18 protein-coding genes are annotated in these 24,367 nt (G+C 70.3%); 6 read left to right on the plus strand and 12 right to left on the minus strand.

Features of this window, described 5'->3' with window-relative positions:
* The first annotated feature begins 1,123 nt into the window (after positions 1-1,123).
* Positions 1,124-3,667 carry an excinuclease ABC subunit UvrA gene (uvrA, locus tag LXT21_RS03500; RefSeq protein WP_254036652.1) on the plus strand — a complete coding sequence of 848 codons (2,544 nt, stop codon included), beginning with the start codon at positions 1,124-1,126 and terminating at the stop codon, positions 3,665-3,667.
* Between the two features lie 38 nt (positions 3,668-3,705).
* Positions 3,706-4,605, plus strand: a complete 900-nt coding sequence (locus LXT21_RS03505) for a glycoside hydrolase family protein (protein WP_254036653.1) — start codon at positions 3,706-3,708, stop codon at positions 4,603-4,605.
* A gap of 21 nt (positions 4,606-4,626) precedes the next feature.
* Here the strand turns inward: LXT21_RS03505 and LXT21_RS03510 are convergent, their stop codons facing one another.
* The 4 genes from LXT21_RS03510 to LXT21_RS03525 form a co-directional block, all read right to left on the minus strand.
* Entirely contained in the window at positions 4,627-5,997 is a 1,371-nt protein-coding gene (locus LXT21_RS03510; protein WP_254036654.1) for a DNA/RNA non-specific endonuclease, read from the minus strand.
* A gap of 121 nt (positions 5,998-6,118) precedes the next feature.
* Positions 6,119-6,679 (minus strand): gamma-glutamylcyclotransferase, encoded by a 561-nt coding sequence (locus LXT21_RS03515; protein WP_254036655.1) that lies wholly within the window; start codon positions 6,677-6,679, stop codon positions 6,119-6,121.
* Between the two features lie 305 nt (positions 6,680-6,984).
* The gene (locus LXT21_RS03520) at positions 6,985-8,439 is read right to left on the minus strand and encodes a M28 family metallopeptidase (protein ID WP_254036656.1); all 1,455 of its coding nucleotides are present in this window, start codon (positions 8,437-8,439) and stop codon (positions 6,985-6,987) included.
* Positions 8,440-8,619: 180 nt separating this feature from the next.
* Positions 8,620-9,021 (minus strand): GFA family protein, encoded by a 402-nt coding sequence (locus LXT21_RS03525; RefSeq protein WP_254036657.1) that lies wholly within the window; start codon positions 9,019-9,021, stop codon positions 8,620-8,622.
* Between the two features lie 354 nt (positions 9,022-9,375).
* Here LXT21_RS03525 and LXT21_RS03530 point away from each other — a divergent pair, with 354 nt between their 5' ends.
* Positions 9,376-10,002: a LysE family translocator gene (locus LXT21_RS03530; RefSeq protein ID WP_254036658.1), complete on the plus strand. Its 627-nt coding sequence runs from the start codon at positions 9,376-9,378 to the stop codon at positions 10,000-10,002.
* 49 nt (positions 10,003-10,051) lie between these two features.
* Here LXT21_RS03530 and LXT21_RS03535 read toward each other — a convergent pair whose 3' ends face one another.
* The 5 genes from LXT21_RS03535 to LXT21_RS03555 all read right to left on the minus strand — a co-directional run bounded on the left by LXT21_RS03535 (position 10,052) and on the right by LXT21_RS03555 (position 15,050).
* Positions 10,052-11,017, minus strand: a complete 966-nt coding sequence (locus LXT21_RS03535; RefSeq protein WP_254036659.1) for a hypothetical protein — start codon at positions 11,015-11,017, stop codon at positions 10,052-10,054.
* A gap of 37 nt (positions 11,018-11,054) precedes the next feature.
* Positions 11,055-12,620 carry a hypothetical protein gene (locus tag LXT21_RS03540; protein WP_254036660.1) on the minus strand — a complete coding sequence of 522 codons (1,566 nt, stop codon included), beginning with the start codon at positions 12,618-12,620 and terminating at the stop codon, positions 11,055-11,057.
* Between the two features lie 37 nt (positions 12,621-12,657).
* Positions 12,658-13,977 carry a DUF418 domain-containing protein gene (locus LXT21_RS03545; RefSeq protein ID WP_254036661.1) on the minus strand — a complete coding sequence of 440 codons (1,320 nt, stop codon included), beginning with the start codon at positions 13,975-13,977 and terminating at the stop codon, positions 12,658-12,660.
* 80 nt (positions 13,978-14,057) lie between these two features.
* A complete protein-coding gene (locus tag LXT21_RS03550) occupies positions 14,058-14,507 on the minus strand; it encodes an ATP-dependent DNA helicase (protein ID WP_254036662.1) in 450 nt (149 codons plus the stop codon).
* A gap of 354 nt (positions 14,508-14,861) precedes the next feature.
* Positions 14,862-15,050: a hypothetical protein gene (locus LXT21_RS03555; RefSeq protein WP_254036663.1), complete on the minus strand. Its 189-nt coding sequence runs from the start codon at positions 15,048-15,050 to the stop codon at positions 14,862-14,864.
* Positions 15,051-15,147: 97 nt separating this feature from the next.
* On the opposite strand from LXT21_RS03555, the gene LXT21_RS03560 reads away from it, so the two are divergent.
* From LXT21_RS03560 to LXT21_RS03570, 3 genes are read left to right on the plus strand one after another with little or no spacing between them, the layout of a single operon-like run.
* On the plus strand, positions 15,148-15,531 hold the full coding sequence (locus LXT21_RS03560) for a hypothetical protein (RefSeq protein ID WP_254036664.1): 384 nt from the start codon (positions 15,148-15,150) through the stop codon (positions 15,529-15,531).
* A 57-nt stretch (positions 15,532-15,588) separates the two neighbouring features.
* The gene (locus tag LXT21_RS03565; protein WP_254036665.1) at positions 15,589-19,137 is read left to right on the plus strand and encodes a VIT domain-containing protein; all 3,549 of its coding nucleotides are present in this window, start codon (positions 15,589-15,591) and stop codon (positions 19,135-19,137) included.
* 25 nt (positions 19,138-19,162) lie between these two features.
* The gene (locus LXT21_RS03570) at positions 19,163-19,498 is read left to right on the plus strand and encodes a hypothetical protein (RefSeq protein ID WP_254036666.1); all 336 of its coding nucleotides are present in this window, start codon (positions 19,163-19,165) and stop codon (positions 19,496-19,498) included.
* Between the two features lie 15 nt (positions 19,499-19,513).
* On the opposite strand, the gene LXT21_RS03575 is transcribed toward LXT21_RS03570, so the two are convergent.
* The 3 genes from LXT21_RS03575 to LXT21_RS03585 all read right to left on the minus strand — a co-directional run bounded on the left by LXT21_RS03575 (position 19,514) and on the right by LXT21_RS03585 (position 24,231).
* Positions 19,514-20,431: a hypothetical protein gene (locus LXT21_RS03575; protein ID WP_254036667.1), complete on the minus strand. Its 918-nt coding sequence runs from the start codon at positions 20,429-20,431 to the stop codon at positions 19,514-19,516.
* Between the two features lie 96 nt (positions 20,432-20,527).
* Positions 20,528-21,409: a KPN_02809 family neutral zinc metallopeptidase gene (gene ypfJ, locus LXT21_RS03580; RefSeq protein WP_254036668.1), complete on the minus strand. Its 882-nt coding sequence runs from the start codon at positions 21,407-21,409 to the stop codon at positions 20,528-20,530.
* Between the two features lie 122 nt (positions 21,410-21,531).
* Positions 21,532-24,231, minus strand: a complete 2,700-nt coding sequence (locus LXT21_RS03585) for a M16 family metallopeptidase (RefSeq protein ID WP_254036669.1) — start codon at positions 24,229-24,231, stop codon at positions 21,532-21,534.
* Positions 24,232-24,367: the final 136 nt, after the last annotated feature.

The raw sequence follows: 24,367 nt of genomic DNA on the forward strand, positions 1-24,367 counted from the left end.
CAGCACCGCATCGAACGGCTCGGAGTCAGGCCCATGCACCGCAAGCACTCCTGTCATCAAGGCCGCGAGTCGACGGAGCCAGGGCCTCGCCCATTCACACCTCGCGCACGAAGGATGAATCGGGACCCAGGCCTCCGGAAATTATCACGGAGGACCCGGCCCACCGAACGTGGCGTGCCCACGCGCCACTTCGCAGCACGCCTGCGCCGCTCTCGCGTCCCACGAATGAAACGACCCGCACTCCAGGAGAACCGTCTCGCAACTCCGAAGCGGACAGGAAGGCGAGCTGCCGCCCTGAAGTGAGGCCCCACGAGCAACAGCCCCGAGCCACCACACGGGTCTTCGCTTCCATCTGACGCCTCCCTCGCGGGGTCGCCCGTCTACCGGGGCCTCGTGCACCGCGAACTCTCGGCTCCACCACTCGATGCTGCGTCGCTCGCACTTCACGAGGTGGGGGCCAGCCTGGACCGCCTCCGGTTGATGACTCCCTCGCGAGGGGTCGTCCGACTCCCGGGGGCATCACGCCTTGCGTACTCAGCTCCATCGCCCGATGCCTCGTCGCTCGCACTTCACGAAGTGGGGGCCGACCTGGACCGCCTCCGTTTGATGACCCCTCGCGAGGGGGCGTCCGACTCCGGGGGCATCACGCCTTGCGTACTCAGCTCCATCGCCCGATGCCTCGTCGCTCGCACTTCACGAAGTGGGGGCCGACCTGGACCGCCTCCGTTTGATGACTCCCTCGCAAGGGGGCGTCCGACTCCGGGGGCATCACGCGTTGCGTACTCAGCTCCATCGCCCGATGCCTCGTCGCTCGCACTTCACGAAGTGGGGCCGACCTGGACCGCCTTCGCCTGACAGCGCCCTCGAGGGAGCGCCCGTCTCCGAGGGCCTCATGCACCTCGCGCGCGGGTCCATCTCTCCCTCACTCGTCGCTCGCACGTCACGAAGTGGGGCCGACCTGGACCGCCCCCTTCTGACGACTCCCGCGCAGGGCCGCCCGTCTACCGGGGCCTCGTGCACCACGCGCTCTCGGGGCCATCGCGCGAGGCTTCGTCGCTCGCCCGCTGTTCGTTGCTCCCTCCCGACACCAGATTGGGTAGGACACCCGGCAGGAGCCCACTTCATGAGCCGACCCCGCCGTCCCTCCCATGCAGGCACGCCCAGCGACCGCCCGACAGGCTTCGTCCGCGTCCGAGGCGCTCGGGAGCACAACCTCAAGAACGTGGACGTGGAGATGCCACGCGACGCCCTGGTGGTCTTCACCGGCGTCTCAGGCTCGGGCAAGTCCTCGCTCGCCTTCGGCACGCTCTACGCGGAGGCCCAGCGACGCTACTTCGAGTCCGTGGCCCCGTACGCCCGCCGGCTCATCGACCAGGCGGGCATCCCGGAGGTGGACGCCATCGAGGGCCTCCCGCCCGCCGTGGCCCTCCAGCAACACCGGGGCGCGCCGACGACGCGCTCGTCCGTGGGCAGCGTGACGACGCTGTCGAACTCACTGCGCCTCCTGTACTCGCGCGCCGGCACGTACCCGCCGGGACAGCCCCATCTGGACTCGGACGCGTTCTCCCCCAACACACCCGCGGGCGCCTGTCCGAACTGTCACGGCCTGGGCCGCGTGTACGAGGTCACGGAGCGCTCGCTCGTCCCCGACGACTCGCTCACCATCCGCGAGCGGGCCATCGCCGGCTGGCCTCCCGCGTGGCACGGGCAGAACCTGCGCGACATCCTGGTGACGCTCGGCTACGACGTGGACCGCCCCTGGCGCGAGCTCCCCAAGAAGGACCGCGACTGGATTCTCTTCACGGACGAGCAGCCCACCGTCCCCGTCTACGCGGGCTTCACGCCGGCCGAGACGCGCCAGGCCCTCAAGCGCAAGTCGCCCCCCAGCTACATGGGGACCTTCAGCAGCGCGCGGCGCTATGTGCTCCAGGCCTTCGCCACCACGCAGAGCCCGCTCATCAAGAAGCGTGTGTCCCAGTACATGGAGAGCGGCGAGTGCCGCATCTGCCACGGCAAGCGCCTGCGCCGCGAGTCCCTGTCCGTCACCTTCGCGGGCCTGGACTACGGCGAGCTGTCCCGCCTGCCGCTCAAGCGCGTCGACACGCTCCTGCGCCCCTTCGCCGACGGCACCGCGCCGGGCCTGAAGAAGCTCACCCGCGAGCACCCGGAGAAGGCGCTCGTCACCGAGCGCATCGCGAAGGACCTGGTGGAACGACTTCACGTCCTGATGGAGCTGGGACTGGGCTACCTCTCGCTGGAGCGCGCCACGCCCACGCTCTCACCAGGAGAGCTCCAGCGACTGCGGCTGGCCACCCAGGTGCGCTCCAACCTGTTCGGCGTGGTGTACGTGCTGGACGAGCCCTCCGCGGGTCTGCATCCCGCGGACACCCAGGCCCTGCTGCGCGCGCTCGATGCGCTGAAGGGCTCGGGCAACTCACTGTTCGTGGTGGAGCACGAGGTGGATGTCATCCGCCACGCGGACTGGGTGGTGGACGTGGGCCCCGCCGCTGGCGAGAAGGGCGGCGAGATCCTCTACAGCGGCCCGCTGGACGGGCTCCAGCAGGTGGAGAACTCCCAGACGCGGCGCTACCTCTTCGGAGAGCAGACCGCGCGCACGCACGCGCCCCGCGAACCCAAGGGCTGGCTGCGACTGAAGGACGTGTCGCGCAACAACCTGCACGGCCTGGACGTCGACTTCCCGCTGGGCGTCTTCACCACCGTGACGGGCATCTCCGGCTCCGGCAAGTCGAGCCTGGTGAGCCAGGTGCTCGTGGAGCTGGTCGCCACGCACCTGGGCCACGCGCCCCCCGAGGAGGATGAGGAGGGCGAGCCCCTGGAGCGTTCAGAGGTGAAGACCACGGGCGGCCGCATCGTCGAGGGGATGGAGGGGCTGCACCGGATGGTGCGCGTGGACCAGAAGCCCATCGGCCGCACGCCGCGCTCCAACCTGGCGACGTACACGGGCCTGTTCGACCACGTCCGCAAGCTCTTCGCCGCCACGCCCACCGCGCGCTCGCGCAAGTACGACGCGGGTCGCTTCTCCTTCAACGTGGCCAAGGGCCGCTGCGAGACGTGCGAGGGCGAGGGCTTCGTGAGCGTGGAGCTGTTGTTCCTGCCCAGCGTCTATGCGCCCTGCCCCACCTGCCACGGCGCCCGCTACAACGCGAAGACGCTGGAGATCCGCTACCGCGGCAAGAATATCGCCGAGGTGCTCGGGATGACGGTGGACGCGGCCCACGCGTTCTTCACCGAGGAGCCCCACGTGGCCCGCGCGCTCGGCGTGCTGCGCGAGGTGGGCCTGGGCTACCTGCGCCTGGGACAGCCGGCCACGGAGCTGTCCGGCGGCGAGGCCCAGCGCATCAAGCTGGCCACCGAGCTGCAGCGCCCCCAGCGGGGCCACACGCTCTACGTCCTGGACGAGCCCACCACGGGCCTGCACCCGGCCGACGTGGACAAGCTGATGACGCAGCTCGAGGGCCTGGTCGACGCGGGCAACACCGTCATCCTCGTCGAGCACGACATGCGCGTCGTCTCCGCCAGCGATTGGGTCATCGACATGGGGCCGGGGGCGGGAGACGAAGGTGGGAGCATCGTCGCGGCCGGGCCTCCCGCGAAGCTCGCGCGCTCAACGACGAGCCGCACCGCGCCGTTCCTCACACTAGGATGACCGTCCCCAAGCGCCCTGACGGGCGGAGGTGACGGTTCATGAGACGCTGGCTCGCGCCATCCTGCATCGCGTTCATCCTGCTGCTGGGCTGCGACCCGGCGGACCCCATCAAGCCGGGCCGGCCCTCCACGGAGACGGACGCGGGCACGCAGCCGCCGCTCACCAAGAGCGTCAAGCGCGGCATCGCCTTCGACCTGGCCACGCCCGAGGACCTGGCCGCCGTCTCCCCGGGCGTGAGCTGGTGGTACAACTGGAGCCCCCAGCCGCACGCCAACGTGCCCGCCGACTTCCGCACCCGCTACGGGATGGATTTCATCCCCATGCTGTGGAACGGGAACTTCGACGCCGCGCGCATCGAGCAGATGCTGCGCGCCAATCCCCACATCCAGTACCTGCTCCTGCTCAACGAGCCCAACCTGACGGACCAGGCCAACATGTCGCCGCAGGCCGCGGCCCGCCTTTGGCCCCGCTACGAGAGCGTCGCCGCCAACACCGGCGTGAAGCTGGTGGGCCCGGCGATGAACTGGGGGACGCTCGCCAACTACTCGGACCCGGTGGTGTGGCTGGACGCCTTCTACGCCACGTACCGCGCGGAGAACGGCAACCGGGAGCCGCGCATCGATTACCTGGCGTTCCACTGGTACGACTACGGGCTCGACGGGCAGCTCAACCGGCTGAAGAAGTACGGCAAGCCGTTCTGGGTCACCGAGTTCGCCAACTGCCACCAGCAGCGGGACGGCGCGCAGATCGACTCCGTGGCGAAGCAGAAGGCGCAGATGACGGAGATGGTCGCCGTGTGCGAGCGCCGCGAGGACGTGTTCCGCTACGCCTGGTTCACCGGCCGTTGGACGAACGACCCGTGCTTCGCGAGCCTGCTGGGCCCCAACGGCGCCCTCAACGAGCTGGGCCAGCACTACCTCTCGCTGCCCGTGCCGTGAGCCCGAGCCGGCGCGGGACACTCAGCGCTGCGTGAGCAGCGTCATGGACTCGTACTGGCTGCCCTCGAGCTGGAACGCGCCGGGGGCCTTCGAGTCCTTCTCCAGCTGGCTCTGCACGCCCTTGGGGAGCTGCGCGTACAGGTCCTGACCGAGCAGTTCCTCGATGCGGTCCACCGGCACGCGCGCGTTCTCCAGCAGCGGGACGATGGCCTCCTTCTTCGAGGGGCCGTCCTTCAGGTTCGGCACCATGTACGCGAACATCGTCAGGTTGCCGTTGGGCAGCTCCAGCAGCACCGTCTTGAAGTTGTGCGTGGGGACGGCGATCTTCCGGTCCTTCGCGCCCGTGGTCGCAATCTCGTCCTTCGGCAGGGGCTTGCCCTGGTCGTCGAGGAAGAGGTTGCCCGTGACGATGTAGGCCTTGCCGCCCGTCTGCTCCACCAGGCCGTGGATGCCCTTCTCCAGCGTGCGCCACACCTGCTGGTTGTGGTTGCCGTACTGGGGGGCGATGTTCGACATCTGGTGGCTCTCGTTCATCGCCTCCTGCGTGGGCGAATCCTCCGCGGGCTTCATGTGGCCGCGGTCGAAGCCGGTGTTGTTGTAGTCCGAGTCCGTGATGCCCGTGAGCGGCAGCGACGGATCTCGCACGAAGGTGCTCTTGTTGCGGTTCACCTCCACGGGCGTCTCGTGGATGTCCGCGGCGGAGAGCATGTGGCTGACGAAGGTGGGCAGGTTCTTCCCCTCGTCCAGCATCAGTCGCGAGTACTGCTTCACCAGCTCCAGGCCCTTGCCCGCGCCCCCTTTGGGACGGAGCGGGTCCACCTCACCGGCGGCCTCCGCGACGCGACTCTGGAAGGCGGCCATCTGCTGGTCGGGCACCCACTTCGTGCCGTCCACCTGGTTGGCCTTGGACTTCTGGATGTAGGCCGCGAGCTCTTCCTGGCTCACCTTGCCGTCGCCGTTGCCACCCAGCAGGTCGGCCCGCCTGGCGAGCCCGTCCTGCCACTTCGAGTCGAAGGCATCCACCTTCACGGAGCCGCCGGCCTGGGTGAGCTTCGCGTCGAGCGCGGCGCGGCCCTGCTGGAGCGCGGTGGAGGTGAGGTAGCGGCCGTCGGTGGGCGCGGTGAGGTAGGCCTGGATTTCGGCCGCGGAGACCTTGCCGTTGCCTCCGCGCGTCTTGGTGCCCGCCTGGTCCGCCGCCTTCAGCAGGCCGGCCTCCCAGCTCTGGTCCGTCCAGCCGAACTTGGTCTGCAGCTCGGCGATGGAGACTTCGCGAGCGCTGGAGCGAGCCCAGGCGCTGGTGTCCTGGGGCTTGAGGCCATTGACGGGCGCCGCCTCGGTGGACACCGAGGGGGACGGGGTGCTGGCGCGAGAAGTGGGTCGCAGCGTCGTCATGGCTTGAGACGTCCTTGGGCCGACCAGGGGCTGGCGCGGAGTGAGGCCCGGCATCTCTATCGTCGGCCCGACGCGGTGCCCGGTTGCGTCACGCCATCACATTTCTGTCACGAAGTTGCGACTACGGCTTCTTGCCCGGGGGAGCCTGGACGCCCCGTGCGTCCGCCTTCGCCTGCTGGAGTGTGCCGACGATTTGCGCCTCGGCCTGGAGGCGCTCGACGTAGTCGGCGGCGAGCCCCGCGTGCTCGGCGGCCAGGGCCAGCGTGACGAGGAAGGCCTCGCTGATGGTCCCCTGGGCCGCGGGGGTGGCCCTGGGCGGGGGCGTGAAGGCGTGGGCGGAGAGCAGGGCGCCGGTGGAGGTGCGCACCTTGACGGGGCGGGAGGTGGAGGCCTCGGCGATCACCGCCTCCAGCCGGCTCACCGCGTCCCATGCCTCCGGGGAGAGCCGACGCAGCACGCCGGGGAGCTTCTTGCCCGGGGCATCCACCAGCCGGGCCACCTTGCCGCCCCAGGCCAGCGAGGGCACGTCGTAGACGACGTCCACGTCCAGGGCGTCCACCAGCTCTCCGTCCGGCAGCGCGGGCAGGGCCGGAAGCCCCGGCAGGCGCTCACGCGCCGTCACCGGGGACAGGTCGACGGAGAAGGCGAACCAGGAGCGCGGCGAGGGCATGGCGGCGGACATGATGTCGAGTCTCGACGGGGCGAGGCCCAGGGACAAGCCCCGGCGGGTGTGAGCCGGAGCCATGGGCCGTCAGGCACGAAGCCCCGTCAGAAGAGGCTGGAGGAGCATCCGACGCGACGCCCTCGAGCACGTGGCCGGGCGAGCGCGCCGCCAAGGCGGAGGCCATCGGGGACAAGGCCCTGCTGGACAAAGCCGGTCGAGCGTACCGCCGAAGCGGAGGGCGTCAGCGACGACGCCTCGCACGAGCGCGCCGCCAAGGCGGAGGGCGTCAGCGACGACGCCCTCCTGGACGAGCCGGCTCGCCCCTACTTCTCCGTCGTGCGGTTCGCGGCGAGCTCGATGACGTTGACCATCAGGTCCTTCACGCGGCGGGGCTTCTCGCCACCGTTGTCGCGGAGGATGAGGTCGATGTCGTCCTCGGGCTCGTGGTACTCGGGGATGAGGTCGCCGCCGCCCTTCGGGTTGGACAGGCCCTCGAAGAGGAAGAGCACGTCCTCGCCCTTGCGGCCGAAGACGGCGCCGTCCTGGCGGTCCCGATACATGTTGATGTCGCGGTTGATGCGGTCGAACGGGTCCGGCAGCTGCGCGTTGGCCTGCTCCACCACGTCGCGGAAGTAGTTGGCCTGCCCGCGGCGGTCCGTGTCGACGACGGACAAGCGCTGGTCATCCCAGCGGCCCACCATGTCCACGTTGATGACGCCCGTAATCTGCTCGGTGCCCAGGCCCGGAATCGGGTGGTCCACGAAGTACTGCGAGCCCACCAGGCCCTTCTCCTCGGCGCCCGTCCAGATGAAGAGCACGGAGCGGTCCAGCTCGCCGCGCTTGGCGGCCTCCGCCAGCTCCGGCACCGCCGCCATCAACACCGCGCTGCCCGACGCGTTGTCGTCCGCGCCGTTGTGGACGTTGCCCCGACGGTCCGTGCCCACGTGGTCCAGGTGGGCCATCACCACGATGACCTCGTCCTTGTGGGGACCCGAGCCCGGCAGGAGCGCCATGGTGTTGACCGCCTGCCCGGACTCCGTCGCCAGCGAGCGCAGCTCCTCGACGCTGCGCAGGCCACCGTTGCGCGCGGGCGCGAGCGGCTGGCCCTCGGCCTTCATCGCGCTCTCGTACTTCTTGTTGAGCATGGCCAGCGTCTCCCGGGGCATGCCCTCCTCCAGGTAGAAGCCCTCCTCGAAGAGCTTGTGGCCGAACTGCTTGTGCGCCTTGTGCTCGTCGCCGCCGTGCACCTGGTTCGCGTCGGTGTTGCCCACGAACGAGAACACGTCGAAGCGCTGCTGGAACGGGTTCTCGGGGCTGTTCACGTTGGGGCCCACGAGGCCGTACTTCTCGACATGCGCCTGCACGTAGGCGGAGGCCGCGTCGAGCCCGGGCGACGGGCTGTCACGCCCCTGCAGCTCGTCCGAGGCGAGGTACGCGATGTGCGTCATCGGGTCCGCGTCCGCGAGGTTCGGCGCGGGCTCGGAGGGCTCCTCGGGCGTGGGCTCCACCGGGCCCTGGCACGGAGGCGGGGGCACGGGCGCCGGCAGCTGCGGGAGCGGCTGGGGCACCGGGGCCGGAAGCTGCGGCAGCGGGGCCGGAAGCTGCGGCGCGGGGAGGCGGGGCAACTGCTGGGTGGAGCCGGTCTCGAAGCGGTCCTTGTTCCAGCTCGAGTCCAGCGCCTTCGCCTTGTTCTCGGGCGGCGGAGGGGCCTTCGCGGCCGGGGCTCGCGACGACGCGGTGGGCAGGGGGCGAGGCGTGTCGCTGATCTTCGAGGCCATGGTTTGGGGGATCCCGATGGAGAGCGTGAATGGCGCGCTTCGGGATTATCGCCACAGTGTGCCCCCAGGTTGCGCGAGAACCACACTTCCTCGTGATTTCAGTGAGTTGTCTCAAGACATGTTTCACCCTGGGCGGATCCGCTGATCGCCAGAGGCCCACGCCGGGCACCGAGCCCCGGCTCAGAGGTGCCGGAACTCAGCCGGGGGCTTCGAGAAGTCGTCGTCGCGTCCGTTGACGTAGGTGATGGGCGAGCGCATCAGCTCGTCCACGTCCACGTTGTCCAGACAGTTGACCTTGACGGTGTAGTACTTGCCCAGCTCCGTGTCGTCGCCCCAGCCGAACGCGTGCACGCCGCAGTGCTTGCAGAACAGGTGATGCAGTTGCTTGGAGCGGGCCTGGTACTCGGTGAGCGCGGACTCACCGGCGAGGAGCCGGAAGTCCTCGGGACCGATGACGGATTGCCACAGCCGCGCCTTGGTGCAGATGGAGCAGTTGCACTTGTAGGTGCCCTGGCTCAGGTCGACATCCGCTTCGTACCGGACCGCTCCACAGTGACAGCCTCCGACGTACGTCTTCTTCACGAGTGACGCTCCTCATGGCCCCAGCCACGAGCCCCTCCCTCCAGAGAGCCCCGCCGCCAGCCCCTCGTCCGGGGGCTTTTTCCGTTCTGGTGGAGCAGAACACGAGAAGGCCCCAGGGCCACGGCCGGATTTCGCCCCACCGTGCCCTCATCCACGAGGCCGACATCCGGGACGTCGTCACGCCAACGACCCGCCGCGCGAGCGTCGCATACCGGCGACGAGGCCCCGGGTGGCACGTCCTGCATCCGACGGAGGACCGGGCCCCCTCGAGTTCGTCATTCGCGCCCACCCCACCGCGTCCGTGCCCGGTCGCCGCCAGTCCGGAGATACGCTCCGGCCGCGCGCACCCACCTCATGGACCTCACGCTCTGGGCCACCTTCACGCTGACGATGGCGCTCTTCGCCATCACTCCGGGACCCGCTGTCTTGCTGGTGGTCTCGCAAGCGATGTCGCGGGGGTTCCGGGCGGGGATGAGCGCGACGTGGGGCATCCAGGCCGGCAATGCCGTGTACTTCCTCATCTCCGTGGCGGGCCTGGGCGCCGCGCTGGCCACCTCACGCATCGCCTTCAACACCATCCGCTCCGCGGGCGCCGCCTACCTCGTCTACCTGGGCGTGAGCACGCTGTGGGCCGCGAAGAAGAGCCTCACGCTGGCCGAGCGCCCCAAGCCGCCCCTGTGGCAGGGCGCCTTCGTGCAGGGCTTCGCCAAGCAGCTGGCCAACCCCAAATCCATCCTGTTCTTCGGCTCACTGCTGCCGCAGTTCGTCCAGCCGGGCCCTCACGCGGGGCTGCAGTTCACGGTGTACGGCGTCTCCTGCATCGTGGTGGAGGTGCCGGTGCTGGCCGGGTACGCCTGGCTGGGCGTCGCCGGAGGCCGCGTCTCCAGCTCACCGCGCGCCCAGGTCTGGCGGGAGCGGCTGTCGGGCCTCGCGCTCATCGGCATCGGCGTGGTGCTCATCACGATGCGTCCGCCGGCGTGAAGCCCCCGCACGGCGCCCCCACTCCGAGGGCGCCGTGTCAGACGTCCTCTCAGGGCGACGGCTTCGACTCGGGCGCGTCCGCGGGCTGCTCCTTCAGCGCCTCCAGCTCCCGCGCGTTGGCCGCCCGGGTCTTGGGCTTGCCCTTCTCCATGCTGATGAGCGTGGCCTTGTTGCCCAGGACGCACGCCAGCGTCTCGCCCAGCGCGGGGACCTTCTTCACCGCGTCGCAGCGGCCCACGTAGGCCACCTGCCGGCGCGCGGGCTCGATGCCGAACGCCACCGCGAAGAACTTCCCCGGGTTGCCATCGAAGGGGCCGCCGGACACGAGCGTCACCCAGGAGTCCTTCAAGAGCTCCGGCGTGTAGAGCACGTCGTAGCTCTCCGGCTTGCACTCGCGCTGGGTGCTTCCGGCCTTGCAGCGCTGGGCGCCGCGAACCTTCTCGAACAGCGCCGTGTCCACCCGCGCGGTGAACATGGGCGCGGGCAGCTCGTAGCGCACGGGCCCGGCCTTCTCCAGACCCGCGCAGGGGCGCTTGCCATCCGTCGCGGAGATTCGCAGCGTCAGCGGCATCTGCTGCGTGCCCGTGGACGAGGTGAGGATGAACGCGGTGCCCGTCTGCGCCAGTGACTCGGGGACGGTGACGGAGAAGGCCCCGATGAAGTCCGAGGGCCCCTCGTCCGAGTCGGTGAGCAGCAGGTGCAGCGAGCCGCCCACGCCCACCGGGAGCCAGGCCCCCGAGCGCGTCTCCTCCAGGAAGAGGCTGTTCCACAGGAGGGTGGTGGCGTCCTCCTGCTTCGGGCCGATGACGACGGGTGAAGCGCCTTCAACGTCGACCGCCATCGCGGTCAGCTCCGGGTCCGCCGAGGAGCCTTCGTCCCACGCGGAGCCGCTGGCGTTGGTCGCCTCGACCTTCGCCGCCAGCGGGGACACGAACAGCTCCTTGCACGCCCGATAGTCCTGCGCCCCCGCCTGCGTGGAGACACAGAGCCCCAGCAACAGCCACCGTCGCATCATGCTTCCTCTCACTCCAGCCTCGGCGTCAGCGCCTCGGCTATAGCCCCAACGCGTATACCTTGTTCCGGTCCACCACGTAGACCCGGTCCTTCACGATGACCGGGTCCCTCAGCGCGCCGCCGTCCGAGGTGCCCACCAGCGACAACTTGGTGGCGCTCCACAGCGTCGACAACGTGGAGACGGCGACGACATGCAACCCGGTGCGCGAGGTGATGACCAGCGTGGGGATGCTCACGCCCGCATCGTCCTTCGTCCCCGACGCCGCCGCGATGCTCGTGCTGCGCCTGCCCGCGAAGGGCGTGGTGGAAAAATCCAGCAGGTTTCGCCCGTAGTACGGGACGGTGACGTCATACACACCCGTCAGCGTGGTCGTCAGGGGCGTGCCGCCCGAGAGCGCGTCGAAGGAGTACAGGACGGTGCCCAGGTTGGAGCCGGAGGTCTCCTGGGCCGCGAAGATGGCGCGTCCCGCCACGAGCACCGGCGCCTGATAGCCGGTGAGGTGCGTGCTGGGCAGCGGCGCGGAGCGGAAGAGGCTGGCGCCGTTGTAGCCCGCGTTGCGGATGTTGAACGTCACGGTGCCGGTGCCGGGGTCCCGCTCCAGCAGGTAGATGCGATTGCCGGACACGCTGATGTGGCTGGCGGGCTCCAGCGCCACGCGGGGCCAGCGCGCCGTGCCCGTGGCGACATCCCAGCCATACAGGCCCGTGGCGAAGGGACGCGGCTCGGTGGCGGAGCAGTTGGTGGAGCACTGGAAGTTGTAGATGGCGGCCAGGTAGATGAAGCCGCCGTCCGCGGCGATGGAGCCCAGGTGGTCCTCGGCCGTGTCCCACTGGTGCTGGGGGAAGACGCGCGTGCCGCCGTAGTAGCCGTAGGTGTTCAACTCCAGGAGCAGGTTGCCGCGCTTGTCCATGGAGCGAAGCCCCAGCTTGGGGCCGTGGTAGTGCAGCTGGTTGTAGACCCACAGCCGCGTGCCGTCCGACAGCGACTGGCCCCAGCTGTCGTTGGGCGCCTGCTCGTACTCGGCATAGGGGATGGTGCCCCCCGAATAGTAGTTGGCGCCGAACTGCTGGCTCCACGTCCGGATGCCGTCATCGTTGCGGACGATGCCTTCCTTCGCCTCGTAGACACCGCCCCCCACGTTCTTCTCGTAGGTGAACATCGTCGGCCAGTGTCCCCGGTTGTCATTGAGCTGCCGGTCCACGCTCCACACGTTGGCGCCGGTGTCCACGGCGAGCTTGTCCAACGCGGGGCTGCCGCCGGAGCCGACGTAGTTGGGATTGGAGTTCCACGTCAGGTAGACGCCTCCGGTGTTCGCCACCGCGCGCTCGACGCCCTGCACCGTGCGCCCCGCGCCCGCCGTGGGCGCGTACTCCCAGAGCTTGCGCAGGGGATGCCATGCGCAGCCGTCGGAGGTGGAGGAGCGGCGGGCATCATGTCCCAGCGTCGACCAGGCATTGGTTCCCGTGCACGGTGGCACCACGGCGGAGGTGACGACTCCCGCTGCCTCCGCCGAGGGTGGAGGGGGTTCTGCCCCCGAGCCTCCACAAGCGACGAGCCCCACGGTCGACAACAACAGCACCACGCCTCGTGTCTTCAGCGTCATGGCACGACCTCCCCGTTAGAGTGCCCACGCTAGCGGTTCACGACACCGCTGTCCCCACCGCCCCCTTCCCCGCTGGCAGCCGGAGGGGCTGAGCATGGCCATACGTGAGCGAGCGCCACAACCACTCCACGGGTCCGAAGCGGAAGCGGGAGAGCCACAGGTGGCTGAGGACGATCTGGACCGCGAAGATGCCGAGCGACAGGAAGATGACCCGTGACGGTGGCAACTTCGTGATGAGCCCCAGACCCCAGCCGTTGTAGATGAAGACGCTCACCACCGACTGCAGCAGGTAGTTCGTGAGCGCCATGCGCCCCACGGGCATCAGCACGGCGAAGACGCGCTGGACCCAGCCACGCCGGGACAGGAGCGCGAAGAGGGCGACGTAGGCCGCGCCCAGGAAGAGGCAGCCGAGTTCCTGCGCCTGATTGAGCAGAATCGACGTGTCGCGGCTCATCTCGTCCATCAACCCGAGCGAGCGCAGCCGCCAGAGCACCAATCCCAGACCGTTGCCGATGACGCCGAGGAAGAGGCCCCAGAACAACAGGCGGTGGTGCACGCACCGGTTGCCCTCGATGTCCTGGAGCAACAAGAGCCGCCCCGCCAGCAGCCCGAAGAGGAAGCGGCCCAACGCGAAGCTCATCCAGACGAGGCGGTTGGGCTGAAGGAACGTCTCCACGTTGAAGCGCATGCCGCCGACCATCGACGTCCAGAGCGAGTCACTCGAGTACGCCTCCAGGAGGCGCGTACGCGCCGCCAGCTCCGCCGCGCGCGTGGCCGTCGCCGTGGCCTTCGCGGCCTCCGCGCCGTGGAGCCATATCGGGATGTGGTGTGACAGCAGTTGGACGGTGCTGGGTATCACCGCCATGCACAGCACGGCCCAGATGAGCACCGTCCTGTTCGAGGCCTTGCGGAACAACAGCAGCAGGAAGCCCACCAGCGCGTAGGTGTGCAGGATGTCGCCCACCCAGATGACGTACTGGTGGAACAGGCCCAGGCCCAGCAGCACCAGCAGGCGCCGGGCATAGAGCCGGGTGATGGAGTCGCCGCGCTTCTCCGCCCGGGACATCTGGATGCTGAAGCCCAGCCCGAAGAGGAACGAGAACAGCGTCACGAACTTCTGGTTCACGAAGAAAAGGTAGAGGTTGTTGATGACGGTCTCGAAGAGCGGCGCCGTCAGCGCGCGCGCCTCTTGGGGCGGCATCAGCACCCGACCACTGAACCAGGCCGCGCTGTTGGAGACGAACACACCGCAGAGGGCAAAGCCTCGCAGGGCATCCAACAGCGTGACGCGCTCACCGACGTCCACCGGGCGAGCCTCGGCGGAGGGCGGCGATGAAACGACAACGGGCTCGGACATCGCTCAAGCAGATGTCCGAGCCCGTTCTTCGTCAACCGGGACTTGCTACATGAGCCCCATCCAGCTCGACCCGAGGCCGACTACCCCCGGCGCGGCGTGTTGGACGCGCACCAGCCATACCCGCGGCGCTCGCACTCGGCGCGCTCCCGACGCTCACGCTCCAGCCGGGCCAGACGCTCCCGCTCCTGACGCTCGCGCTCGATGCGGGCCTGACGCTCGCGCTCCAACCGCGCCTGCCGTTCACGCTCGACGCGGGCCTGCCGCTCCCGCTCCAGCCGCGCCTGCCGCTCACGCTCCAACCGCGCCTGCCGCTCCCGCTCCAACCGCGCCTGACGCTCCCGCTCCTCACGCTCCCGCTCCAGTCGGGCCTGACGCTCACGGTCCGCGCGCGAGACGTTGCGCTGCCCCTCCGCCCACTCCGTCACCTTCTGCGTCGCGATGGGGGAGGCACCATGAACCGACTGCGCGAGGACGGGAGAACCCATCGTGAGGGAGCACACCACCAGGACTCGCATCAGCTTGCTGTTCATGACGACCTCCTTCGCAGCGGGTTGCGCCGCGTTCTGTCCCTTCTGACGCACCTCCCCCTGGCCTATTCAGTCCCCGTCCCCCGCATGGGGCAGGACGTACACGGAGTCCAGGCTCCGCTCGGGACACAGGAAGAAACAACGAGACTCCCCGTCCTGGCGGCCGCTCCGCATACATCCACCTCCTCACGAGAGAGGCCCCCGAAGTGCCTCGGCGCTCTCCTTCGCGCACCGCGCACGAAGGCATCGGAGTGCCACCCCGGTTCTCGCGGGTCAGCAGCATCCCGCCCTCCGCACAGAGGGGAACAGACGTCTGGCGCGACGCCTCATCGGGCCGTCCGTACAGGCAATGGCTGCTCAGCCCTCCGCGGAGCCAGGCGTCTTGTCCGGGTCCGGGAAGGGATGCACGCGGTGGGGTGCCTCGTCGTCGTCACCCTCCGCCACCCCGGGCGTGTGCCCGGGCACCTCCTCCTCGTAGCCCGCCTCCCGCGCCGTCCTGTCCTCCGAGGGGTCGTCCGCGCGTTGGCGCTCGTCGATGTCCGGCATCACGTCCTCCTGTGTCGTCCTCGCGAAAAAGATAGGCAGTGCCGCGCACGAAGGCGGCACGCCGGGTGATGATGCGTGGCACAGCGGAGGCGACGGCATGGGCACACATCTCGGGAGCACCCTGCGACAGTGGAGGGACCACGCCTCGCGGCTCATCCAGAACTCCGTCTCCCTGGCCGCGACGGTGTACGTCACCCTCCGGCCCGACCGCGCGGGGAGCGAGCGGGCCCAGCGCAACGCCGAGCGCATCATCGCCGCCTGCCGCGAATTCCAGACGCGACAGGGACGGCTCCCGGAGGCCCTGTCCGAGCTCGTCCCCGACCTCCTGTCCGAGCTGCCTCGGGCGAAGTTCGACGGCCCGCACTTCGGCTTCACCTATGACGTGACGCATCAGCGCCACGTGCTCGGCTGGACAGACCGGATTCCCTTCGGCCGCCCCTACTACGTCTTCGAGGAGGACCGCTGGGGCTACCTCGATTGACATCCATCCCGGGGGCAGCCTGCGCGCGTGACACGGTGTTGGGTTAACGTCCCCGACATGCGCGTCTCGCGACTGTCGACCGCCGCCCTGTTGCTATGTCTCGCCGTGGTGGGTTGTGAGCGCACGGCCTCCACGGCCCCGCCCGCGCCTCCCAAACCCGCGACGACGCCCGAGAGCTTCGCCAAGGCGGGCCTCGCCGCGCCCACGACGGTGTCCGGTGTCGTCGACCCGGGAGAGGTGGATGTCGCGGAGCTTCGCGACGCCCTCGCGAACCCCACGCTCCTCGACGATGACACGATGGAGCGCCTGCTCAACAACCTGCGAGCCGAGAGCGGATTGTCTCTCAGCGAAGCCGAGGCGCCTGTCGAAGGCAGGCCGCCGCCCAGGCCAGGGGCCCTCCAAGCGCCCCCGCCACCTCCCGCCTCACCCGCGCCCCGGGAGGTCCCCGCCGTGGCCTCCTCCCTCGACGTGCCACCGACGGACTCCGTGGCCCGCCCCGCCCCCACCCGTTCCCGTGAAGCCCTCCAGGTCATCCGCGGAAGCAGCGGTGGTGGCGGACCCGAGACGCAGGAGCCCTCCAAGAAGGAGCGGGCCGACGGCTCGCCACCTCCCACGAACCTGCCCACGCCCGTGCTGCCCAAGGTGGACGCGGCGCCTCGCGCGGCCAAGGTGCTGGTGCGCGACGAGTCTGGCCGCTACCAGCCGCTGAAGACCCGCGCGATTCGCGTCGTCACGTACATCCAGGGTGCCCGCGCGCGCACCGTGGTGGACCACCTCTTCGAGAACGACACGACCCGCGCGCTCGAAGGCACCTTCTACTACCCGCTGCCCGGAGGCGCGTCCGTCGCGGGCTTCGCGCTCTACTCCGGCGCGGTGGACGCGAACGGCCCTTCCCTCTTCCAGTCCTCGGACCTCTTGCCCGCGCTGGGGGACGGCACCGCGAACCTGGAGCAGCTCACCGCCGCCGCCCCGCCCAGTCCGAAGGGCGCGAAGCGCTCGTGGGGCGAGGTGCAGGAGGCCCGCGTCGTCGAGCAGAAGCGCGCCCGCGAGGTCTACGAGGACATCGTCCGCGACAACGTCGACCCGGCCCTGCTCGAGTGGGCGGGCGCCTCCACGTTCAGCGCCCGCGTCTTCCCGCTGCCGCCCCGCTCGCTCAAGCGCGTGGTCATCGCCTACGAGCAGACGCTCATCCACGACGGCCGACACCTGCGCTACACGTGGCCCCTCCCCACCGGCGCGGGCACGGAGGTCCAGGTCTCCGCGCGCGTGCACGTGGACCCGACGCAGGTGAAGGACGATCTCGTCTCCCCCGTCGCCTCGGGCAGCGGGCGCAAGCTCGGCGCATGGCGGGTGCACGACTGGCCCCGACTGAAGGGTGACGGAGCGCTGTCCGTCGCGCTCGCGCCGAAGGACGGCGACGCGGACGTGTTGGTGGGCAAGGACGATGCGGGACTTCCGGGCCAGGCCTTCCATGCCCGCGTCCGACTGCCCGCGAAGCTGACGTCGACGGCCGAGGGCCCTCCCACCGGGCGCGCCGTCCTGGTGGTGGACACCTCCCTCTCCACCGAGGACGGGAACGCCTGGGCGCTCCAGGCCGCCACCCTGCGCGCGCTCCTGGAGAAGGACTCCACGCTGAACGAGTACGCGGTGCTCCTCTTCGACGTGCGCCCCCGTTGGCTGCACGGCACGGGCTGGCGGACGAACGACGCCGCCCGTCGTCAGGAGACGTTCTCCGAGCTGGAGCGCGTGTTCCTGGAGGGCGCGTCGCACGTGGACGGGATGCTGACGGAGCTGGACCGGGCCGGCGCGGACTGGCTCAAGCCCGCCCAGCCCGGAGCGCGCGTGACGGCCCTCCTGCTGTCGGACGGCAACGTCACCTGGGGCCCGAGCACCATCGAGTCCCTCATCTCCCGGCACACCAGCGCGGAGTCGCTGCGGTGGGTGACGTACCGCTTCGGAGAGGCCGCGGTGAACACGGAGCTGTTCGATGCGCTCGCGCGGGCCAGCGGAGGCCGGGGCGTGTCGGTGCTCTCCGGGGCCCAGGTGGACGTCGCCGCGACGGCGCACCGGGCCAGTCCCGTCGTCCTCTCCCGCGTGGAGGTGAAGGGCGCGCCCGTGAAGGACCTGGTCATCGCCGGCCGTCCGCACCTGGTGTTCCCGGGCCAGGAGCTGCTCGTGGCCGGACGGCTGCCGGAGGCTGGGGCCGCGGCGCTCGTGGTGGCCACCCGCGTGGGCGACGTGGAGAAGACGCTCGAGGTGCCCCTGCCTCGCGACACGGACAGCGCGTTCGCGCCTCGCGCCTGGGCGGACCTCTTCGTCTCCCGACTCGTCTCGCTGGACGACGTGCGCCTGGACCGGATGGTGGTGGCGCTCAGCCAGCACTACCACCTGGCCAACGCGCGCGCGTCCATGCTCGTGCTCGAGACGGCGGCCGAGTACACGCGCTTCGCCCTGCGCGATGAGCGCGTGGAGCTGAACGACCTGGAGCTTTTGCGCAAGCGGGAGCAGGACCAGCGCCGGGACGCGCTCGTGGGGCTGGACATGGACGCGGTCCCCAAGTCGGGGCGCGCGGTGGTGGACGCCCTGACGCTGCAGCGCGCGGTCCTCGCGCCCTCGCACCCGCGCCAGCCCTTGCGCGACGAGCCCTACGCGGGCGGCGAGGCCCGCCTCACCGCGGAGCTTGCGTACCGCAAGGCGCGACGGGAGAACCGGGACGATGTGACGCTGTACGAAGGCATCGCCCGGGAGCGCGCCTTCGCCGGTGACACCGGGGGCGCAGTGCGGGCCCTCTCCTCCCCCGTGGAGCTGCGCCCCAAGGACCCGGAGGCGCTGCGGCTGGTGGGCTATGGCCTGCTCGCCCTGGGCCAGTACGCCGCGGCGACGGAGCTGTTCGAACACCTGCGGCTCAGCCGCACCTTCGAGGGACAGGCCTACCTGGAAGAGGCGCTCGCGCTGGACGCCGCGGGCCGCTACGCCGAGGCCGCGCGCAACTACGAAATCCTGCTCGCCCGCCCCTTCCCGCGGCACCCCGGTGAGCTGCGGCTGGTCGCGAGCTACCACTACGGCCGGATGCTCTCCGCGCTGGCGCGACACCCGCGCGCGGAGCCCATCGTCCAGGAGCTGCGCGCGCGCCTCGCCGAGCTTGGGAAACCCGAGACGTCGGGCATGTATGGCGACGCCTTCTCCCGCGCGCCCATCGGTTATCAGCTCACCACGCACTGGAACTCGGACCAGACGGACATCGACCTGTGGGTCATCGAGCCCGACGGCGAGCGCTGCTACTACCAGCACAAGCAGACGCGGCTCGGAGGCCAGCTCTACTGGGACATCACCGATGGGCTGGGGCCGGAGCTGTACCACGCGCGCAAGCTGGTACCGGGGCCCTACCATGTCGTGGTGCACTTCTACGGGCACCGCGCCCCCAAGCTCGCCGTGCCCACGGCCGTGCTGCTGGTGAGCGACAGGAATGTGTTCTCTGTCGACGAGCCCACTCAGCGCCGGTTCCAGCTGCGCATCCTCCCGAAGAAGGATGCGAAGCTGCTCCTGCGCCGCGAGGAGTTCATCCCTCGCAAGACGGCGGCCATCGCCACCCAGCCCACCCCCTGACGTCTCCACCCGCGCGAGGTCCGGCATGAGTCACCATCGCAAACCCCGAGGCCCCGTCGGCCGTGTCGGCGGCCTGCGCCGCGTCGAGGGCGCCGACGCCATCCTCCGGGTCCGCGCCCTCGAGCGCGTCTCGGGGCCCCAACGCATCGAATCGAACGACGTGGCGAGGCGCTCCTTCTCCGAGGCCCTGGACCGCGCGTCGCGAGGGCTGCACAGCTCGGAGCCACTGCCCACCGTGCGCCGTCCGTCGCCTCCTCCCGTACACCCCACGCGCGAGGAGGACGAGCCGATGACGTCTCCGGAGCCTCCTCCGGAGAGCTTCATGGGCATCCTGTGGTGGAAGATGCGGGGCAACCGATAGCGCCCGCCGTCCGCGTCAGAAGGTGAAGCCGGCGCCGAAATAGGGGCCGTGCATCCGGTCCACGTGGGCCACGCCGTCCACCGTCCCCAGGTCGTCCAGGTACAGGCCGCGCCAGCCGCCGCGCAGCATCAAGCTCCCCAGGTGCAGGGCCAGCCCCACCGTGGCGTCGACCTGGAGGAACGGCAGCGGCGTCAGCTGCGCGCGCGCCTCGAAGTCCAGCGGGGAGAACAGACACGCCTCGAAGGACAGCGCCACACTCGGGCCCGCCAGGGTGATGTCCGGCGCGTGCGCCGTGCTCAGTCCGCCCTCCGCGCGCAAGCGGAACGCGTCGCGCACCAGGAAGGCATACGTCAGGTGCGCCGACACCAGCATGAGGTCGTCCTCGCCCACCGTGCCGTCATCCGTGGGCTGCTTCAGCAACATCATGCGGGTCTCCACCCCGAAGCGATGACCTTCCAGCCCCGCGAGCAGGTCCACGCCGCGCACGTCGTCGAGCATCAGCAGTCGCTGCGCGCTCAACCGGAAGGACAGCGGCACCGCGTGCCGCTGCCCCGCGAGGAGGGGCTGGGAGGTCTCCGGGTCGAGCCGCTCCGACAGGTGCGTCCCCGTGTTGGCGATGGTCCGGGCGGCGCCCTCGAACAGCCCGCTGAGGAGGCTCGCCACGATGCCCCCCGACGCGTCGTCGTCGTCATCATCCGAGCAACAATCATCGTCGTCGAACGAGTTGCGCGAGCGGGGCTTCTTCCCATCGTCATCGTCGTCCTCGGTGCCGATGGCGGAGGCCTCGTGTGTGTCCGGGTCCGCGCTGGAATCGTGCGTGCTCGACTTCGAGTCGCTCGGGGTGTTGCGCTTGCCGAAGCGCGCCTCGGCGACGGGCGCCCAGACGAGCCCCGTCAACAACCCCACACACCACAGCGTCTTGAATGGGAACACGCCCCCTCCGCGTCGATGGACGCGGACCGGCCACCGCGCGGAGGGCATTCAACCGCGAGCCGGGGCTGGATTGTCAATCAGCCCCATGGCGCGCTGTCAGCGACGACGGCGTGGAACGGATTGCGCCCCGAAGGTGTCGCACGCCTCGAGCGTGCCCTGCGTCAGGCCCCGCTTGAACCACTCGACGCGCTGCGCGGACGAGCCGTGGGTGAAGGACTCGGGGACGACATGTCCCTGGGCGCGGCGCTGGAGCGTGTCGTCGCCGATGGCGGACGCGGCCCCCAGTCCCTCCTCCACGTCACCCGGCTCCAGAATCTGTCGCTCGCGCTGGGCATGGTGCGCCCAGATGCCGGCGAAGCAGTCCGCCTGGAGCTCCTGGAGCACCGACAGCGCGTTGCCATCCTCCGGCGACGCACGCTGCCGCGCGGCCTGCACCTGACGGGAGATGCCCAGCAGGTTCTGCACGTGGTGCCCCACCTCGTGCGCCACCACGTAGGCCTGCGCGAAGTCGCCGGGCGCGCCGAAGCGGCGGTCCAGCTCGTCGAAGAAGTCCAGGTCCAGGTACACGCGCTGGTCCGGCGGACAGTAGAAGGGCCCCACCGCGCTCTCCTGGAAGCCGCAGGCCGAGCGCACCGCGCCGGTGAAGAGCACCAGGCGCGGGTCCACGTACTCGACACCGTGAGGCTCCAGCAGGCCCGGCCAGGTGTCCTCCGTGTCCGCGAGGATGACGGAGACGAAGTCCTTGAGCTGGGCCTGCCGAGGGTCATCGGGCACGCCCGAGCCGCCCGTGCCGTCGTCGCTGGACGGCCCGCGTCCACCGCTCGGCGTGGTGACGACCGAGGGGTCTCCTCCGAGCAACATCACCAGCAGCGCCACCACCAGCGACGCCGCCCCGCCGCCCACCGCGAGCGGGCGCCCCAACCCCGCCCCTCGCCGGTCCTCCACATTGGAGCTGCGACGTCCTCCCTGCCACCGCATGCCTGCCCCCTCGCGGATGTCTTCCTGTCCAGGCAAGGTAGTCAGCGTCGGAGCGGGAGGACGCAGGGCCCCGCATGCCTCGCCTGGGTGTACGGGCACCAGGCGAGGGAGCACTCTATCTGTCAGGGCGTGGACAGGGCCTGGAGCATCGGCTGCACCCGGTCCTTGTCCGCGACGACGCCCACCACCAGACGCTTCAGGCAGCCGTCGAACTCCTGCCTCACCTGCTCGGCCGTCACCGCCTGGAGGTGCGCGGGGCGCTGGGCCAGCGACTCCGCGGGGAAGCCTCGCACGCGCGCGTCCAGGAGCGACTGGACCCACGACTCGGAGGAGATGAACGACACCGCGTCCCGCGAGAGCAGGCGCTTCCTGGCGCGCGCGAGCTCCGCCTCGTCCACGCCCCGGGCGAACGACGCGAGCGTGTCCTGCACGGCCTTCGCGCCCTCCGCCATCCGCGCCGCGTCCACCAGGCCCTCCACCAGCAGATGCGCGGCACCACCGCGTCCCAGCCACGTGCTGGCGCTGAAGCCGTAGGACGCGTCCTGCCGCGCGCGCACCAGGTCGAAGCTGCGCCGGCCCACCAGCTCCGCCATCACGTCGTAGCGCGCCTCGGCCTCGGGCGTGGCCGTGGGCAGCCGACACGCCAGCTGCAGGTGGCCCTGCGTCGCGCCGGGCCTGGACGTCACGAGCGTCCGGGGCTTCGCGGCGGGCGACGGCAGCCCCGGCGCGGCGGGCACCTCCACCGGCGAGGTCGGCCCGTGCTTCCAGCCGCCCAGGTACTCGCGCACCAGCGGCTCCACCGTCGCCGCGTCGAACTCACCCGCGATGACCACCACCGTGTTGGCCGGGCGGTAGACGTCCCGAATCCAGGCCATCATGTCCTCCTCCGACACCTGGGACAGCGCCTCACCCGTGGCGTGGCGCGCGTAGGGGTGCGGCTCGTAGAGCAGTTGCATCAGGTCGCGCTGCGCGCGCTCCTCCGGGTGCGAGTCCAATGTCTTGCGCCACGGCACCACCTGCTCCTGCAGGAACCGCCACGCGTCATACGAGGTCCGCGTGGAGGAGAGCTGCTCGGCCAGCATCGCGAGCATGTTGCCGACGTTGCCGGACGTCCCGGCCACCTCGAAGCGCTGATGATCTCTCCGCATCCCGCCGAACACATGCAGGCCCCAGTGGCTCGCGTTGCCCTCGAACCAGGACTCGCGGAAGGCGCCATAATCCGCCATCTCCGCCACGCCCGACTTGGGCCCGTACGTGCGCCCGCCGCCCAGCACCGCGCCCACGCGCACCACGGGCAGGCCTGGACGGGGCGCGAGCAGCACCTCCATCCCGTTGTCCAGCTTCAGCGTCCGCACCGGCGCGGACAGCGCGGCCTGAGCCGCCTGGGTGACTCGCTCCGACTGAGCGCTCGCCGGCGGCTCCTCCGGCAGCGCCACGGGAGCGGCCACCACCGCACCGCCCGACCCACCGGGCCGCACGAGGATGATGCGCGCGCGCTCGCGCTGGAGCCACTTGTAGGCGAAGTCCGTCACCTTGCCGCCGTCGAGCGTCATCAACGCCCGCTGCGAGCGCGTGTACCCGCGCGCATCCAGCATGAAGTGCGTCAGCTCCGCGCGTCGCACGGTGCGCGACAGCAGCTCCTCGGACTCCAGCACCATGCCGGTGATGACGTTGCGGCGCAGGGCCTGGAAGTCGTACTCGCGGCCGAGCACCGCCCCCGCGTGGCCGGGCGCCTGGCTCCACGTCCACTGGACCTCATCCAACATGTTGTCCGCCGACTTGCGCGGGTGGCTGCCCTGGGTGAGCACCACCCGCACCACCAGCAGCGACGCGCGCGTGCCGGGCAGCAGCAGGGTGGAGAACCCGGCGATGTCCCCGTCCCGTCGCATGGAGCCCCCCAGGCTGCGGCCCAGGTTCACCCGCACGAAGTCATGGATGGCGCTCGCCTCGTCGAAGGAGCGCGGCAGCACCCAGGAGATGTACAGCTCCGGGGAGCCGACGGCGGCCTGATACTCGGGCATCTGCGCGGGCGCGGCGCGCGGGGACGGCTCGGACACGGGCGGCATGCGCGAGTCCACCGCCAGCGGGGCCCCGGTGCCCACCCACTCCGGCGGAAGGTTGTCGAGCAGCACCGCCTCCACCCTCGCCAGGTCCACGTCTCCGGCGATGACCAGCGTCGTGTTGTCCGGCCGGTAGTGGGTCCGCGCGAAGCGCTGCGCGTCCGCCAGGGACAGGGCCGTCAACGAGTCGTGCGTGCCGATGATGGGCCGCGAATACGGGTGCTCCGGCGCATAGGCGGACGCGTGCACCCAGCTGAAGACCTGACCCACGAAGCCCGTCTCGTTGCGCTGGCGAAGCTCGTTACGCACCACCTCGCGCTCCACCGCGAAGGTCTCGGGCGTGACCCCGGAGAGGGGCGCGGACAGTCGCTGTCCCTCCATCTTCACGAGCATGTCCAACGACTGCTTGGGCGCCACCCACTGGTACACGGTGTGGTCCAGGCTGGTGAAGGCATTCGAGTAACCCGCCGCCGCGTCCTCCAGCCGGGTCGACACCGAGGGGCTGCCTGCGTGACGCGCGCGGAAGGCCAGGTGCTCCACCACGTGCGCCAGGCCCTCCTTGCCCGTCGGGTCGCCGGAGCCCCCCACGCCCACCAGGGCCACCATCGCCACCACCGGCGCGCGCGCGTCCTGCTCCACCACCACGCGCAACCCCGACGGCATGCGGAAGTCGCGCAGCGGGAAGGACACGTCCCGCATCACCACCTGCCCCCGCTGCGGCAACGTGGAGCACGCGCCCAACACGACGCAGAGCAATCCCACGACAGCCGACACCACCCTCCGCCCACGCGGAGGATTCCCAACCTGGATTTGTGAGCTCATATGAAGCGGACTTGCGCGACTGCGGGACCCACCCACCGCGCCCCCTCCGGGCGCCAGCCCTGGGTCCATAGACCAA

This window comes from Myxococcus guangdongensis, assembly GCF_024198255.1.
GTDB classification, from domain to species: Bacteria; Myxococcota; Myxococcia; order Myxococcales; family Myxococcaceae; genus Myxococcus; species Myxococcus guangdongensis.

What these genes read in the sequence shown, in the direction of transcription:
- uvrA (WP_254036652.1), top strand. Translation starts at nt 1,124, where the DNA reads ATGAGCCGACCCCGCCGTCCCTCCCATGCAGGCACGCCCAGCGACCGC.
- LXT21_RS03505 (WP_254036653.1), top strand. Translation starts at nt 3,706, where the DNA reads ATGAGACGCTGGCTCGCGCCATCCTGCATCGCGTTCATCCTGCTGCTG.
- LXT21_RS03510 (WP_254036654.1), bottom strand. Translation starts at nt 5,997, where the DNA reads ATGACGACGCTGCGACCCACTTCTCGCGCCAGCACCCCGTCCCCCTCG.
- LXT21_RS03515 (WP_254036655.1), bottom strand. Translation starts at nt 6,679, where the DNA reads ATGTCCGCCGCCATGCCCTCGCCGCGCTCCTGGTTCGCCTTCTCCGTC.
- LXT21_RS03520 (WP_254036656.1), bottom strand. Translation starts at nt 8,439, where the DNA reads ATGGCCTCGAAGATCAGCGACACGCCTCGCCCCCTGCCCACCGCGTCG.
- LXT21_RS03530 (WP_254036658.1), top strand. Translation starts at nt 9,376, where the DNA reads ATGGACCTCACGCTCTGGGCCACCTTCACGCTGACGATGGCGCTCTTC.
- LXT21_RS03535 (WP_254036659.1), bottom strand. Translation starts at nt 11,017, where the DNA reads ATGATGCGACGGTGGCTGTTGCTGGGGCTCTGTGTCTCCACGCAGGCG.
- LXT21_RS03540 (WP_254036660.1), bottom strand. Translation starts at nt 12,620, where the DNA reads ATGACGCTGAAGACACGAGGCGTGGTGCTGTTGTTGTCGACCGTGGGG.
- LXT21_RS03545 (WP_254036661.1), bottom strand. Translation starts at nt 13,977, where the DNA reads ATGTCCGAGCCCGTTGTCGTTTCATCGCCGCCCTCCGCCGAGGCTCGC.
- LXT21_RS03550 (WP_254036662.1), bottom strand. Translation starts at nt 14,507, where the DNA reads ATGAACAGCAAGCTGATGCGAGTCCTGGTGGTGTGCTCCCTCACGATG.
- LXT21_RS03555 (WP_254036663.1), bottom strand. Translation starts at nt 15,050, where the DNA reads ATGCCGGACATCGACGAGCGCCAACGCGCGGACGACCCCTCGGAGGAC.
- LXT21_RS03560 (WP_254036664.1), top strand. Translation starts at nt 15,148, where the DNA reads ATGGGCACACATCTCGGGAGCACCCTGCGACAGTGGAGGGACCACGCC.
- LXT21_RS03565 (WP_254036665.1), top strand. Translation starts at nt 15,589, where the DNA reads ATGCGCGTCTCGCGACTGTCGACCGCCGCCCTGTTGCTATGTCTCGCC.
- LXT21_RS03570 (WP_254036666.1), top strand. Translation starts at nt 19,163, where the DNA reads ATGAGTCACCATCGCAAACCCCGAGGCCCCGTCGGCCGTGTCGGCGGC.
- ypfJ (WP_254036668.1), bottom strand. Translation starts at nt 21,409, where the DNA reads ATGCGGTGGCAGGGAGGACGTCGCAGCTCCAATGTGGAGGACCGGCGA.